This window comes from Microbacterium paraoxydans (genome assembly GCF_900105335.1).
In the GTDB taxonomy this organism is placed as follows: domain Bacteria; phylum Actinomycetota; class Actinomycetes; order Actinomycetales; family Microbacteriaceae; genus Microbacterium; species Microbacterium paraoxydans.
The window spans coordinates 1383783-1397719 of sequence record NZ_LT629770.1; the positions used below are offsets into that span (position 1 = coordinate 1383783).

The window sequence follows — 13937 nt, forward strand, 5'->3', positions numbered from 1 at the left end:
CCCTGGAGCCATGATCCGAGAGTTCGCCGCCGGCGTCCGCACCCTGTTCCGCGGCTTCGGCGTGTGGCGCACCCGTCCGGGCCTGATGGCGCTCGGGCTCGTCCCCGCGGTCATCGCGCTCGTGCTCCTCGCGGCCGTCCTCGTGCCGCTGATCCTGTCGATGCCGTCGCTGTCCGCGTGGCTCACCCCCTTCGCCGACGGCTGGGTCGAGCCCTGGCGCGGGTTCCTGCGGACCGCGGTCAGCCTCGTGGTGGTCGCCGCCGCGCTCGCGCTGGCCAGTTCGGTGTTCAGCGCCCTCACCCTCACGATCGGCGACCCGTTCTATCAGCGCATCTGGCATGCCGTGGAGAAGGACCTGGGCGACCCGCCTCCCGCCGACGGCGGCAGTTTCTGGACCACCGTCGGTGAAGGTCTCCGACTGGTCGTGCTCGGCCTCCTGATCGCCGTCCTCGTTCTCCTCATCGGCCTCGTACCCGGTGTCGGCGGCGTCCTCGGCGCGGTGTCCGGCGTGGTCCTCACGGGCCGCCTGCTCGCGCGGGAGCTGACCGGTCGCGCCTTCGATGCGCGCGATCTCAGCCCCGCCGCCCGCGCCGCGCTGTTCTCGGGCAGTCGCGCCCGCGTGCTCGGCTTCGGCGTCGCCACCCAGCTCTGCTTCCTCATCCCGGGCGGCGCCGTCGCCATGATGCCGGCCGCGGTCGCGGGAAGCACGATGCTGGCGCGCGACATGCAGGCCCGCACCCCGCTCGCCGTCGCCACCCCTGCACCGGCCCCGGGACGGCACGACCGCACTCCGGGGATCGCCTGATGCCCGAGGGAGATACCGTCTTCCGCACGGCCCGCCGCCTGGACGAGGCCCTCGCGGGCGGGGAGGTAACGCGCTTCGACCTCCGCGTGCCGCGCTTCGCGACCCTCGATCTGACCGGACAGCGGGTGCACGGCGCCATCCCCCGCGGCAAGCACCTCTTGCTGCGGATCGGCGAGAGCACGCTGCATTCGCATCTGCGCATGGACGGCGCCTGGTTCGTGTACCGGCCCGGCGAGAAGTGGCGGCATCCCGCGTTCAAGGTGCGGGCGATCGTCGGCACGGCGGAGCGCGAGGCGGTGGGCGTGGACATCGCCGAAGTCGAAGTCGTCCCCACCCGCGATGAAGACGACCTCGTCGGCTACCTCGGCCCCGATCCGCTCGCCGCCGACTGGGACGCGATCGAGGCCGCGCGCCGGCTCGGCGCCGACACCCGGGCCATCCACGTCGCCCTGCTCGATCAGCGCAACGTCGCGGGGTTCGGCAACGAGTACGCGGCAGAACTCCTGTTCCTCCGCGGAATCCTGCCGACCACCCCGACCCCGGAGGTCGACGTCGCCGCCCTCCTCGACCTGGGTGTGCGGACCATCCGCGCGAACCGCGACCGCCGCAACCGCACCTTCACCGGCATCGATCGTCCGGGCCAGGCCACGTGGGTCTACGGACGCGCCGGACGCCCTTGCCGGCGCTGCGGAACGCTCATCCGTCGCGGGGAGCTGGGGGCCGATCCGACCCGAGAGCGGATCACGTTCTGGTGCCCCCGGTGCCAGCGCTGAGCCGTATCCATCCGCGGGAATGAATCTCCCCCTCCCGTGGTTGTTGATATATCCGGAGAACTCCGGAGCACGGGAGGAATCGTGGGCAAGAACTACGTCGACATCGAGAACGACCACGGAGCGACGCTGCGGTACCGCAAGCACGCCAACGGTCGCGGTCTCGTCGCGCATGGCGCCAAGGTGCATCCGAAGGCGCACATCGAGGCGGGAGCCTACATCGAACCGGGAGCACGCGTCGGAGCGGGGGCTATCGTCGCCCGCGGTGCGTGGGTGGACGAGGACGCCGTGATCGGCGAGGGCGCGTACATCGACGCCCACGCGCACGTCGGCCAGGGCGCGGCGGTCGGCGATCACGCGCACGTGGGAGTCCGCACCGACATCGGCGCCGGCGCCCGCATCGTGCGAGGCGCCCGCATCGGCGACGACGAGACGGTCGCGGCGGGGCTCACCGTCGCCACCGATCAGAAAGGTCTCTGGCTGGCGGCCTGACCGCTCTCAGAGCAGGCGCCGCTCCGACGCCCAGGCGGTGAGCTCGTGGCGGGAGGAGAGCTGCAGCTTGCGCAGCACCGACGACACGTGCGTCTCGACGGTCTTGATCGAGATGAACAGCGCGGCGGCGACTTCCTTGTAGGCGTAGCCGCGGGCGATCAGTCGCATCACCTCCTGCTCGCGCGAGGAGAGGCGGTCGAGCTCGTCCGTCGCGGTGGCGGTCTCGCCGGCGACGGCGCCGAACGCGTCGAGCACGAATCCCGCGAGCCGCGGCGAGAACACCGCGTCCCCCTCGGCGACGGCGCGCACAGCCTCGCTCACCTCGCGGCCCGATGACCCCTTCGTGATGTAGCCGCGCGCCCCGGCCCGGATGACCCGGACGACGTCGGCCGCCGCATCGGAGACGCTCAGCGCGAGGAACCGCGTCGTGGTCGGCCGCGTCCCTCGGATCACGGCTTCCCCACCCGTCGCGTCGTCGCCCTCACCGCCGGGGAGGTGCACATCGAGGAGCACCACGTCCGGGTCCGTCTCCACGATCACGGCGATCGCCGAGGGCACGTCCGCCGCCTCGCCCACGACCTGCACGCTCGCATCGAGATCGGCCCGCAGGCCCGAGCGGAAGATGGAGTGGTCGTCGACGATCACGACGCGAAGCGGGTCAGCCACGGGGCTCCTGTCGGATCGGTCCCCGCTCCGGGGACGAGATGGTGGGCAGGCGCAGATGCACCTCGGTACCGGCGTCGTCACTGCGCACCGACCCCGTGCCGCCCGCGCGACGCAACCGCCCGATGATCGACTCCCGCACGCCGAGCCGATCGCCGGGCACCTCGTCGAGCCGGAATCCGGGACCGCGGTCGCGCACGAACACGTCGACCCCGTCGACACGACCCTCGATGTAGACGGAGATCTCGCCGCCCGCGTGCCGGGCGGCGTTCAGCATCGCCTCCCGGGCCGCAGCTGCCAGTTCCCCGCTCGCCCGCTCCGCCGACAGCCCGGCGGAGACCACCTCGATCCGGACCGGGTGGTCGATCTCGAGCGCTCCGGCGTAGTCGCGCAGGTCGGTCGGCAGGTCGCTGTCCGCCGGAGCATCGCCGTCGTACAGCCAGGCACGCAGCTCCCGCTCCTGCGCGCGGGCCAGTCGTGCCGCCTCGCTCGATGCCCCGGCCCGGTTCTGGATGAGGGCGAGCGTCTGCAGCACCGAGTCGTGCAGGTGGGCGGCCATGACGCTGCGCTGCTCCTCCCGGATGCGGCGCACCCGCTCCCCCGCCAGTTCCCGCCAGCGCGGGATGAGGGCCGAGGCCACCACCGTCACCAGCCCGGCCAGCGGGAGCAGAACGAGCACGACACCCGAGCGCGCGATCGGCCACGAGAGGAGCAGGAGGACCACGAGGCCGAGGACGAGCACCGCGAGGATGCGGACGGTGGTGGTGTGCCGAGGGCCGCGGGCCGTGTCGGTGCGATCGATGAGCGTCGCCCACAGCCCGGAGGCGGTCGCGCACAGCGTGGTGCCGCCGACGACCACGGCCGCCGTGCCCGGAGGGATCGATCCGTTCAGCCAGTCGCTGCCCCCGCGCCACACCACGACGACGAGGGCGCCGACGGCCGCGGGGACCAGCAGGAGCCAGGCGACCGGGAGGCGACGCGTCGGCGCGGTCGTCCCGTCCGTCCACGGCATGAAGGTCCAGCACCAGGCGTACAGGAGCACGCCCGCACCGCCGCAGAGCGTCAGAGCGACGAACAGCGCCCGCACCAGCCCGACGCGCACACCGAGGTGGCGTGCGAGTCCGGCGCTCACCCCGGTCACGAGGGCGTCGCGGTCGCGGGTCAGCGCCGGTCGCACGGTCGCCGGCGCGGAGCCGGGGAGTGTGGAGACGGCGGAGGGCATACCGTCATCCAATCATCCGCCTCCCCTCTCCGGGACCTCCCCGGCGCGGAATCAGGGTGTGCTCAGGGGATCCCCCCATGGCCCCGCGGCGCTGCGGACCGCGAGGATCGACTCATGACGATTCCGACCGCTCCGCCACCGCCCGCCGACCACGAGGCATCGGCACCGGAAGCCCCCCGCCGGCCGCGCGGTGCCGACCGGTTCCTGCTGTGGGTCGCCGGCCTCGGCGTGGTGCGCACCGACGGCTGGCTCGGCGGTGTCGCGGCGGGCATCGCGATCCGCCTCCGCATCGATCCGCTGATCGTGCGCGGGGTCCTCGTCGTGGCGGCCCTCTTCGGTCTTCCGGCCCTGTTCCTGTACGCCCTCGCCTGGGCGGTGCTGCCGGACGTCGACGGCCGCGTGCATCTGCGTGATCTGCTGCAGCGCCGGTACGATCCCGTGCAACTCGGCATCCTCGCCCTCGCCGTGATCGGGCTCTTCCCGACGGCACCGCTCGCCGGGCGCCTGTTCGGCCTCGGCTACGACGGCTGGTCGGCACTGTCGACCCTCACCTGGGTGGTCGGGCTCGTGCTCGCCGCCGCCTTGCTCTTCCTCATCGTGCGTGCCGCGCGCCGCACTCCGGGCGCTTCCGCGCCGGATCCGGCGGGGGCTTCCGCCGATCCGGCGGCCCCGGCTGCGTCCGCCCCCGACGCGGGTTCGGGTCCCGCCACGGGGGCGGACGCCATTCCCTCCACGGCGACGGACGCTCCGGTCTCGGTACCGCTCGCCGACACCATCGGGCCCGACGTCCTCGCCATCCCCGCACCTCCGGCACCCCTGCCTCCGGGCACCCAGGACCCCGCCGCGCTGGAGACCTGGCGCGCCCAGCACGCCGCCTGGAAGGAGCAGGATCAGGCCTGGCGCCGGCAGCAGCAGGATGCGGAGCGCGCCGCACGCGACCAGCTCCGCCGGGAGCGTCAGGCCGAGGCGGCCGTGTTCGCCGCCGCAGCCGCGGAGCGCCGACGCGTCCGCCGCGCGTCGAATCCGCGCGCCGGCTTCCCCTTCGTCATGACCGCCCTCGGACTCGCGATCGTCGTCGGCGCCGGCGTGGGACTCGCCGTCGGTGAAGCCCTCGGCGGCGCGCTGGGGCTGTTGTCCGGCGCGCTGGTCCTGGCCCTGGCGATGATCACGGCAGGAGCCCTCCGTCGCCGCAGTGGCGCCCTGGCCTTCCTCACCGTGCTGACGCTGGCCGCGGGTCTCCTCACGGGCTTCCTGTCCACGATGCCCGGTCTCACCCTCGGGTACGCCTCGCTCACGAACAACCAGGAGGCGCACGTCCGACAGCCGTTCGGCGACCTGTACCTGCAGCTCCACCGGCACGACGGCGGCCCCCGCCCCATCGAGATCGAGAAGGGGTCGGGGCGGACCGAGATCTTCGTCGATGCCGGCGTGCAGCTGCAGCTCCGCGGCACTGTGGGCGACGGGGTGGAGGTGAGCTGGCTCCGCGTCGATCCGGAAGACCCGATGGTCATGGACACCGGCGTCATCGCCGCCACGCCGCGGGGTGACGAGAACGTCCTCGCCGCGAACATCTCCGCCGAGGAGGGCAGTCCCTCCACGATCCAGCCCGTGACCATCGACCAGGCGAGCGGCGTCATCGTCGTGACCCTGCAAGAGCCCGAGGAGGGCCAGGAATGAGCACCGAGACCATCACCGCACCCCGGGTGCGCTGGGCATCCATCATCTGGGGCACGACCTTCGCCGCGATCGCCGCGGGGGCGCTGTGGTTCCTCACGGATGCGGAGCGCCGCGCCGCGCTGGCCGACGGCGTCGGGACGATGACTCCCGCCACCCTGCTCACGATCGTGCTCCTCACGGCGGGGGCCTTGTTCCTCGTCGGCGGTGTCGCCGGACTGGTCCGGCGGACCCAGCGGAACTCCCCCGCCGAGGACTCCGAGCACGCCGAGTAGCCTGGATCCCATGGCGCACCAGGGACGACGACCCGCGAAGGGCTCCGGCAAGGGCTCCCCCGCCCACCGGGGCCGTGCCGCGGGCGGCGGCTCACGCCAGGGGAAGCCGGCCCCGCGCCGCTCACCCCGCGCCGAGAAGGTCGTGTTCGACGCGCCCACCGCCGCACCCGAGGAGCCGCGGACGTTCCGCCTCGGTGCCGTGCCCGGAGCGACGCCGGGCAAGTGGATCGACACGTGGAAGCGGCGACTGCCCCACGTGGCCCTCGAACTCGTCCCGATCGAGGTAGCCGGGCAGCGAGAGGCGCTCGACGATCTCGACGCCGCCCTCGTGCGCCTCCCGCTGGACGACGACGCCCTGCACGTCATCCCGCTGTACGACGAGGTCCCGGTCGTCGTGGCCTCGACCGATTCGCACCTGCTCGCGGCGGACGAGCTGACGACCGCCGACCTCGACGGCGAGGTGCTGCACTCCCTGTCCGACGACGTGCTCGGGCCGGTGCAGGTGCCGGGCACCATCCCCGCACGCGTCGGACCCCTGCCGACCGCCGACGCGATCGCCACGGCGGCGACGGGTGTCGGCATCGTCCTCGTGCCGATGTCGCTGGCCCGACTGCACCACCGGAAGGACGCCGACTACCGCGTCCTCGCCGACGGCCCGGTCTCGACCGTGGCCCTCGCCTGGCCGCGCGACCGGACCACGCCCGACGTCGAGACGTTCGTCGGCATCGTCCGAGGACGCACCGCGAACTCGTCCCGCTGAGCCGTCAGGACCGGACCCTCCCCCTCGTTAGAATCGCCTGATGGCCTCGCTTCTCTACGTCTGCGTGCGACCCGAGACCGGGGCGGCGGATGCCGAGCACGCCTCGTTCCGGCGGGCACTCGGAGTCGACGTGGTCGATCGTCTCGATCTGCTGCACGAGCCGCTGACCGAAGCCCACCTCGACCGCTACCGCGGCGTCGTCATCGGCGGTTCGCCGTTCAATGTCACCGACGCCGAGAAGACTGCGGTGCAGCGACGCGTGGAGGCCGACCTGGAGACGCTCGCCCGCGCGGCGCGGGAGCAGCGGATCGCCGCCTTCTTCACCTGCTTCAGCATCGGCGTGCTCACCCGCCTCCTCGGCGGCGAGGTCGTGACGACCATGCCGGAGGCGGCGAGCGCGACGGTCATCGAGACGACACCGGAGGGCGCCGTCGATCCCGTGTTCGGCCCGTCCGGTCCGGCACTCACCGTCTTCACCGCGCACAAGGAGAGCGCCGCGACGACTCCGCCCGGGGCCGTCCTGCTCGCCACCAACCCGACCTGCCCTGTGCAGGCCTACCGGGTGGGCACCCACCTGTACGCCGCGCAGTTCCATCCCGAGCCGACGCCGCGCGACTTCGCCGATCGGATGACGTTCTATCGCACGACGGGGTACTTCGATCCGGCGCAGTTCGACGCGGTGCAGCAGGAGGTCCTCTCGGCCTCGGTCACCGAGGGCGCCGCCCTGCTCCGCCGCTTCGCCGAGCTGTTCGGCTGAGATCAGGACGGCGCGTCGCCGCGGAGCAGCGGGATGCGCTCGCGCAGGTAGGCATCCAGCGGCATGAAACCGCCCGCCTGACTCCAGCGCACCGACGGCACGCCGTCGAGGAGCGTGAGCGGACCGGAGGAGCCTCCGGCGTCGACCGCATCGACGTCGATCACGCTCCAGCCGACGTGCACGACATCCCCTTCGCGGAAGCCGCCGCGGAGGGCGAGGGCCCGGCGCTCGGCCCGTGCGCGTGCCGACTCGGCGGTGTATCCCCGACGCCCCGGGTCCGCCGCGCGGAGCACCTCCGCCGTCGCCAAGGTATGCGTGTCGGTGAGCAGGATGACGCCGAGGTGCCAGGCCTCGCCGACACGGACGATCCGCCGCCCGCGCCAGCGCGAGTCCTTCTCCTCTCCGAGCCCCTCGCGGGGTGCACCGGCGAGCTCCTGCACGGCCTGGGTCAGCAGGGCGGAGGCGGTGGTCACAGCTCCCCCAGCGTCGTCTGGTCGGCGAGGCGCGGGCCGGCGACCTGAGCGCGATCGCCACGTAGCGTCATCCCGATCAGCGGGTACAGGAGCACCGACAGCATGCCCGCCCCGACGAGCGCGGCCGCGGTCCCGGAGTCGAGCATGTCCTGGTCCACGCCGATCGCGGTGACCGCGACGATGATCGGCAGCCCGGTGGCCGCGAGCAGGCCGAGCGCGGCGCGGTCACGTCCGCTCGCACCCGCCGGGGCGGAGAGCTGGGCGGCCGACCCGCGGATCACCAGGAGCGCCAGCAGGAACACCGGCACCATGGACATCGCCGAAGGAGACGTCAGCAGCGCCTGCAGGTCGAAGGTCACCCCCGTGTAGAGGAAGAACACCGGCACGAGGAAGCCGAAAGCCAGGCCCTCGATCTTGCTCTCGACCTCTTCGGCATCCTTCTCCGGGGCCCTGGCCATGATGATGCGCCAGATCGCACCGGCGACGAACGCTCCCAGGAGCATGTCGAGGTCGAGCATGACGCTGAGGCCGACGAGGGCCGCGATGAGGAGGATCACGAAGCGCACCCCGAACTGGTCGGAGGTGTGGAGGGTCGCGCGCACGATGCCGTGCAGGCGCCCGTGCGGCACCCGGTGCGCGACGAGGACGGCGAGTCCCGCCAGCACGACGAAGGTCAGCAGCACCGCGGTGGCCAGGGGCGTCGTCCGAGTGCTGAGGAAGATCGAGATCGCGATCAGCGGCAGGAACTCCCCCACGGCGCCGATGGTGCTGATGGCGCGGCCGAACGGGGTGTCCAGCTCCTTCGCGTCGCGCAGGATCGGCATCAGCGTGCCGAGGGCGGTCGAGCTCAGCGCGATCCCGATGACGACCATGCCCTCGCCAGGGGCGAAGAAGAACCCGAGCCCGATGCCGAGCACGACGCTGAGCAGCCAGCCCAGCGATGCCCGGGCGAGGGGCTTGCCGGCCACCTGGCGGAAGTCGATCTCGGAGCCGGCGACGAAGAACAGCACAGCGAGCCCGAAGTCGCTGAGCTTCTCCAGCAGCGGACCGGGCTCGACCCAGCCGAGCACAGCCGGTCCGACGAGGATGCCGAGGACGAGCTCGAACACCACGATCGGCACCCGGACGAGCGGACGCACCCCGCGCGCGAGAAGCGGTGCGGCCACCGCCAGCAGGGGGATCAGCACCAGTCCGATGTCGCTCGCATCCACGGTCTCAGGGTAGCGACGCCGCGGGCGATTCGCTCCCCACCCGCGCAGCACGGCAGAATCGATGCACACCCCGAGGAGCAGCCATGACCCAGCCCGATACCGCCCGCCTGCTGATCGCCTGCGACGACCAGCCCGGCATCGTCGCCGCGGTCGCCGGCGTGCTCGCCCAGCACGGCGCGAACATCATCTCGCTCGACCAGCACTCGACCGACTCCGAGGGTGGCCGGTTCTTCCAGCGGACCGTCATCCACCTCGACGGGCTCGCCGCCGCGCGCCCCGCCCTGGAGGCCGACATCGCGACGGTCGCCGAGCGCTTCGGCATGGAGTGGTCGCTGCACGACGTCGCCCGCCGCAAGCGCGTGGCGATCTTCGTCTCGAAGTACGACCACTGCCTGATGGAGCTGCTGTGGCGCACGCAGCGGGGTCAGCTCGACATCGACATCACCATGGTCGTCTCGAACCACCCGGACCTCGCCGAGGCCGTCCGCTCCTTCGGAGTGCCTTTCGTGCACATCCCCTCGACGGACAAGCAGGCGATGGAGGAGCGTCAGCTCGACCTCCTCCGCGGCAACGTCGATCTCGTCGTGCTCGCCCGGTACATGCAGATCCTCAGCGACGACTTCATCACGCGCCTCGAAGTCCCCGTCATCAACATCCACCACTCGTTCCTGCCCGCGTTCATCGGCGCGAATCCCTACGCCAGGGCGAAGGAGCGCGGCGTGAAGCTGATCGGGGCCACGGCGCACTACGCCACGGCCGACCTCGACGAGGGGCCGATCATCGAGCAGGACGTCACGCGGGTCACGCACTCCGAGTCCGCGGCAGAGCTGCAGAGCCGGGGCGCCGACGTCGAGCGTCTGGTGCTGGCCCGGGCCGTGCAGTGGCATGCCGAGGACCGCGTGATCGTGCACGGCCGCTCGACCGTCATCCTCTAGCGCCCGGCCGCTCAGCGGTCGAGGATGTCCACGGCGAGCCCATGCGACGCGGCGGCGAGGCGCTTGTCGTTCGTCCACAGCTCCGTGCACCCCGACAGCTGGGCGGCCGCGAGGTGCAGCGCGTCCGGGGTCTTCAGGCCGAAGTCGGCCCGGAGCTCGGCCGACCGGACGAACGCGGCCGTATCGAGCGCCACGATCTCCATCCGCTCGAAGAGAGCCAGGTACCGGTCACGGAGCTCCGGATTGCGCTCGCGGGCGGGGAGCACGAGGCATTCGTGGAGCGCCAGCGGACTCGACGCCACCTCGTCATCGACGTCGCGGAGTGCCCGACGCACGGCATCGCCCCTCGGACCGCGGTCCTCGATGGCGTAGATGAGGATGCACGAGTCGAGATAGATCATTCCCAGGCGTCCCGGTTCTCGGCGACCTGTGCGTCCAGCTCCTCCGCGGTCCGAGCGAGCCGGGGCGGAAGCGGATGCTGTTCGATCCACTCGACGAGGAGGCGGCCGCTCCGCACCACGTCGACCGGACCGATGGGGACCAGACGGGCGACCGGAGTGCCCCGCTTCGTGATGACCACGTCCTCACCCGCCTGAGACTCGGCGATCAGGCGCGAGAGGTTGTTTCGCGCTTCCAAGACGTTCTGCGTGGACATGACGCCATTCTAGCCAGGAACCTGGCGTTCCTCACCGGCCGGGGACTCCGGCGGCGAGCTCCGCGAAGACCTCGGCAGCGGTGGTCCCGCGCGCGAGCGGGGCGGCCTGCCCCATCCACAGCGACTGCAGCTCGCCCAGGTTCTGCTCCCCTGCCGCCGCGCGGAAGCGCCCGGTGAGCCAGTTCTGCATCGGGAACGGGGCGATCGTGCCGCTGGCCTCGATCGCCCGCACCGCGCGGTTGCGGGCTCCGCGGGCGAGGCGTCCGCTCATCGCCCTGGTCAGCACGGTCTGGTCGGCGGCGGTGGTCCGGATGGCGTCGCGGTGCGCTGCCGTCGCGGCGGACTCGGCGGTCGCGAGGAACGCCGTCCCCACCTGCACGCCGGAGGCACCGAGGGCGAAGGCCGCAGCGACCCCGCGGCGGTCCGCGATCCCGCCCGCGGCGATGACGGGCACGTCGACCGCGTCCACAATCTGCGGCACGAGCGCGACGGTGCCCACGAGCGACTCGGCAGCGGGTCGGAGGAAGGACACGCGGTGCCCGGCCGCCTCGGCTCCCGAGGCGACGACCGCATCGACTCCGGCCTCGGCGAGCGCGACGGCTTCCGCGACGGTGGTGGCGGTGCCGACGATGCGGATGCCGCGGTCGCGGGCCTCGGCGACGAGAGCGGCGGACGGCACCCCGAACACCACGCTCAGCACGGCCGGAGCGACGTCCCACACCGCGTCGAGCTGCTCGTCGAGGTCGGGGGTGTAGCGCTCGGGGCGGGCCGGCACCGGAACCCCGACGGCCTCGTAGAACGGCTCCAGCGCCTGTGCGAAGACCGCGTGCTGCGGGTTCGGCGCGACCTCGTCCCCCAGCGGCAGCCAGATGTTCAGGGCGAAGGGCCGGTCCGTGGCGTGGTGCAGCTCGGCTCCGACGGCGCGGATCCGGTCGCCGTCGTACCCGTACAGCCCGTACGATCCCAGCCCACCGGCGGCACTGACCGCCGCCGTCAGCTCCACCGACGAGCTCCCCCCGAACGGTCCCAGCACGATCGGATGCTCGACTCCCAGAAGTTCTGTCGCCATACCCCGACGCTACGCCCTTCGAATCGCCTGAATGGCTCCATCGGCGGCCCGGATACAGCAATTCGGGCGACTCGAACGGGGTAAGCTCGCGGGATGAGCGAGTGGTTCGGGCAGATGCTCGGCTTCGTCGCGGCCGCGATCGGCCTCGTGACGATGCCGGATGCCGCCGCGCTCGGCCTCGCGATCGCGCTGCTCGCCGTCACGGTCCTCGCGCTCGCGCTCGCGCTGAGCGTGCGCCACCAGACCTCCGCCGATGCCCCGCACCCGCTGCGGGCGATCGATGTCGGAACGCTCCTCCCGCAGAGCGATCCGGATGCCGCGGGACACCCTCGTCCGCGAGCGCCGGGAGTCGCGACCGCCGCGTAGCCCGTCCGACCGGGACCGCGCGGCCTTCGCCGACCCCTCCCGACCTCATCGAACGGACCTTCCCGTGGACATCTTCGCCTTCCCTCCCCTCGCCGCGCTCCTGGACGCCGCCTACGGTGCCCTGAACGGCCTCTCCACCCTTCTCGAACCCCTCGCCGGACCCTCCGCCGCCGCCCTCGCCGTGGTCCTCGTGACCCTCCTCGTGCGCGCCCTCCTCATCCCCGTCGGCATCTCCCAGGCTCGAGCCGAGCAGACCAGGGCCCGCCTCGCCCCGAAGCTGCGCGCGCTGCAGCAGCGCCACCGGAAGAACCCGGAGCGCCTGCAGCAGGAGATGATGGCGCTCTACCGCGCCGAGAACACCTCGCCCTTCGCCGGGATGCTGCCCGTGCTGGCGCAGGCACCGGTCGTTGGCCTGCTCTACACGCTGTTCCTGCGACCGGAGATCGCCGGACACCCGAACGAGCTGCTCACCCACGACCTCTTCGGCGCCCCGCTCGGCACGAGCCTGGTGTCGGCGCTGTTCGGCGGCACCGCGACCCCGGCGACGTTCGCGGTCTTCGGCGTGCTGCTGGCCGTGATGATCGCCGTCGCCGATGTCACCCGGCGGGTGTTCCGACCGGCCCCCGTCGAGGGCGACGACTCTCCGCTCAGCTCCCCCGGCGTGCTCCGGATTATGTCGGCGCTGCACTACCTCACCGCGGCCTTCGCGGCCTTCGTGCCCCTGGCCGCCGCGCTGTACCTCACGGTCACGGTGGTGTGGACCCTCGTGCAGCGGGTGATCCTGCGCCGCCGTTACCCGCTGCCGGAGCCGGTGGCCGTCCGGGCGTGAGAGCCGCCCGATCGGAGGGGATGTCAGTCGGGAAGCGGGATCGGCGCGGTGAACGGTCCCGCGGGGCCGTCGCCCCTCCGGTCGCGGCGCACGCCCAGCGTCGTCCCCACGCTCGCGGCGATCACGAGCGCCACCGCGAGCAGCCGCAGCGGCGTGGCGTCCTGTCCGAGGATGAGCCACCCGGCGAGGGTCGCGAACGCGGGCTCCAGGCTCAGCAGCACGCCGAACACCCTCTGCGGGAGCCGGCGGAGCGCCGCGAGCTCGAAGCTGTACGGGATGACCGACGACAGCACCGCGGTGACCGCCGCGAGGAGGAGGAGCTGCGGGTCCAGCGCCACCGTCGCCGCCGCCGGCACGCCCACGGGGATGAGGAGCACGGCCGCGACGACGAGCCCCATCGCGAGCCCGCTGCTGCCGGGGATGAGGGCGCCGACGCGCGCGCTCATCCGGATGTACATGACCCAGAATCCGGCCGCGACGAGGATGAAGACCACGCCGAGCGGATCGAGGGGTTCGGCGCCGACGAGGCCGTCGACCCCGAGCAGCGCCATGCCCAGCAGGGCCACGCCCACCCAGACCGCGTCGGCGAGACGACGGGTCAGCACGGCGGCGAGCACGAGCGGCCCGAGGAACTCGATGGCCACGGCCGGCCCCAGGGGGATGCGGTCGATGGCCGCATAGAAGAACCCGTTCATCGCGGCCAGCGACACCCCGAACAGCACGGCGGCGAGCCACTGCGACCGGGTCCAGGCGCGGGGCCGGGGGCGCACGATGACGACCAGCAGCAGCGCGGCGATCGCGACGCGGAGCGACGTCACGCCCCACGGCCCGAGGACGGGGAAGAGCTGTGCGGCCACGGCGGCGCCGAACGGCAGCGAGAGGCAGGATCCGATGACGAGCGCGACGCCCACGAGGGGTCCGGATGCCGCGGGTCTCTGCACCAGACAAGCTTAGGCGGCGGGGCCCTGCCTCCCCGCCGCC

Annotated in this window: 18 protein-coding genes; 10 read left to right on the forward strand and 8 right to left on the reverse strand. The window is 72.6% G+C overall.

All coding sequences use genetic code 11. The features are described from left to right. Positions 1-10 precede the first annotated feature (10 nt). The 3 genes from BLU02_RS06990 to BLU02_RS07000 all read left to right on the forward strand — a co-directional run bounded on the left by BLU02_RS06990 (position 11) and on the right by BLU02_RS07000 (position 2067). Positions 11-805, forward strand: coding sequence for an EI24 domain-containing protein (locus tag BLU02_RS06990; RefSeq protein ID WP_060922618.1), 795 nt, complete (start codon positions 11-13; stop codon positions 803-805). Further along, positions 805-1578, forward strand: a complete 774-nt coding sequence (locus BLU02_RS06995; protein WP_060922617.1) for a DNA-formamidopyrimidine glycosylase family protein — start codon at positions 805-807, stop codon at positions 1576-1578. The genes BLU02_RS06990 and BLU02_RS06995 overlap by 1 nt, the downstream gene beginning before the upstream one ends. Before the next feature lie 81 nt (positions 1579-1659). Further along, complete coding sequence (locus BLU02_RS07000; protein ID WP_025102471.1) at positions 1660-2067, forward strand: DapH/DapD/GlmU-related protein; 408 nt, start codon at positions 1660-1662, stop codon at positions 2065-2067. Between the two features lie 6 nt (positions 2068-2073). Here the strand turns inward: BLU02_RS07000 and BLU02_RS07005 are convergent, their stop codons facing one another. Together BLU02_RS07005 and BLU02_RS07010 are read right to left on the reverse strand one after the other, a co-directional pair. Further along, complete coding sequence (locus BLU02_RS07005) at positions 2074-2733, reverse strand: LuxR C-terminal-related transcriptional regulator (RefSeq protein WP_025102472.1); 660 nt, start codon at positions 2731-2733, stop codon at positions 2074-2076. Continuing rightward, positions 2726-3952: an ATP-binding protein gene (locus tag BLU02_RS07010; RefSeq protein WP_060922615.1), complete on the reverse strand. Its 1227-nt coding sequence runs from the start codon at positions 3950-3952 to the stop codon at positions 2726-2728. Before BLU02_RS07010 ends, BLU02_RS07005 begins: the two co-directional genes overlap by 8 nt. 114 nt (positions 3953-4066) lie before the next feature. On the opposite strand from BLU02_RS07010, the gene BLU02_RS07015 reads away from it, so the two are divergent. Genes BLU02_RS07015 through BLU02_RS07030 form a run of 4 tightly spaced genes read left to right on the forward strand, consistent with a single transcriptional unit; the run spans position 4067 to position 7418 of the window. Further along, on the forward strand, positions 4067-5629 hold the full coding sequence (locus BLU02_RS07015; protein WP_083370915.1) for a PspC domain-containing protein: 1563 nt from the start codon (positions 4067-4069) through the stop codon (positions 5627-5629). Beyond that, positions 5626-5901, forward strand: a complete 276-nt coding sequence (locus BLU02_RS07020; RefSeq protein ID WP_060922827.1) for a hypothetical protein — start codon at positions 5626-5628, stop codon at positions 5899-5901. Before BLU02_RS07015 ends, BLU02_RS07020 begins: the two co-directional genes overlap by 4 nt. 10 nt (positions 5902-5911) lie before the next feature. Next, positions 5912-6661, forward strand: coding sequence for a LysR substrate-binding domain-containing protein (locus BLU02_RS07025; protein WP_025102476.1), 750 nt, complete (start codon positions 5912-5914; stop codon positions 6659-6661). 40 nt (positions 6662-6701) lie between these two features. After that, positions 6702-7418 carry a glutamine amidotransferase-related protein gene (locus BLU02_RS07030; RefSeq protein WP_060922826.1) on the forward strand — a complete coding sequence of 239 codons (717 nt, stop codon included), beginning with the start codon at positions 6702-6704 and terminating at the stop codon, positions 7416-7418. A 2-nt stretch (positions 7419-7420) separates the two neighbouring features. Here the strand turns inward: BLU02_RS07030 and BLU02_RS07035 are convergent, their stop codons facing one another. Together BLU02_RS07035 and BLU02_RS07040 are read right to left on the reverse strand one after the other, a co-directional pair. After that, positions 7421-7891, reverse strand: coding sequence for a hypothetical protein (locus BLU02_RS07035; RefSeq protein WP_025102478.1), 471 nt, complete (start codon positions 7889-7891; stop codon positions 7421-7423). Next, a complete protein-coding gene (locus BLU02_RS07040; protein WP_060922825.1) occupies positions 7888-9102 on the reverse strand; it encodes a cation:proton antiporter in 1215 nt (404 codons plus the stop codon). The genes BLU02_RS07035 and BLU02_RS07040 overlap by 4 nt, the downstream gene beginning before the upstream one ends. Before the next feature lie 83 nt (positions 9103-9185). Here BLU02_RS07040 and purU point away from each other — a divergent pair, with 83 nt between their 5' ends. Next, the gene (purU, locus tag BLU02_RS07045; RefSeq protein ID WP_025102480.1) at positions 9186-10037 is read left to right on the forward strand and encodes a formyltetrahydrofolate deformylase; all 852 of its coding nucleotides are present in this window, start codon (positions 9186-9188) and stop codon (positions 10035-10037) included. Positions 10038-10048: 11 nt separating this feature from the next. Here purU and BLU02_RS07050 read toward each other — a convergent pair whose 3' ends face one another. From BLU02_RS07050 to BLU02_RS07060, 3 genes are read right to left on the reverse strand one after another with little or no spacing between them, the layout of a single operon-like run. Continuing rightward, positions 10049-10438, reverse strand: a complete 390-nt coding sequence (locus BLU02_RS07050) for a type II toxin-antitoxin system VapC family toxin (protein WP_025102481.1) — start codon at positions 10436-10438, stop codon at positions 10049-10051. Continuing rightward, positions 10435-10692: a type II toxin-antitoxin system Phd/YefM family antitoxin gene (locus BLU02_RS07055; protein ID WP_025102482.1), complete on the reverse strand. Its 258-nt coding sequence runs from the start codon at positions 10690-10692 to the stop codon at positions 10435-10437. Before BLU02_RS07055 ends, BLU02_RS07050 begins: the two co-directional genes overlap by 4 nt. A gap of 31 nt (positions 10693-10723) precedes the next feature. Continuing rightward, positions 10724-11761, reverse strand: coding sequence for an NAD(P)H-dependent flavin oxidoreductase (locus BLU02_RS07060; RefSeq protein WP_060922824.1), 1038 nt, complete (start codon positions 11759-11761; stop codon positions 10724-10726). Between the two features lie 93 nt (positions 11762-11854). On the opposite strand from BLU02_RS07060, the gene BLU02_RS07065 reads away from it, so the two are divergent. Together BLU02_RS07065 and BLU02_RS07070 are read left to right on the forward strand one after the other, a co-directional pair. Beyond that, a complete protein-coding gene (locus BLU02_RS07065; RefSeq protein WP_060922823.1) occupies positions 11855-12127 on the forward strand; it encodes a DUF6412 domain-containing protein in 273 nt (90 codons plus the stop codon). A 64-nt stretch (positions 12128-12191) separates the two neighbouring features. Then, entirely contained in the window at positions 12192-12956 is a 765-nt protein-coding gene (locus BLU02_RS07070) for a YidC/Oxa1 family membrane protein insertase (RefSeq protein ID WP_060922822.1), read from the forward strand. 23 nt (positions 12957-12979) lie between these two features. Here the strand turns inward: BLU02_RS07070 and BLU02_RS07075 are convergent, their stop codons facing one another. After that, entirely contained in the window at positions 12980-13897 is a 918-nt protein-coding gene (locus BLU02_RS07075; protein ID WP_060922821.1) for an EamA family transporter, read from the reverse strand. Between the last annotated feature and the right edge of the window lie 40 nt (positions 13898-13937).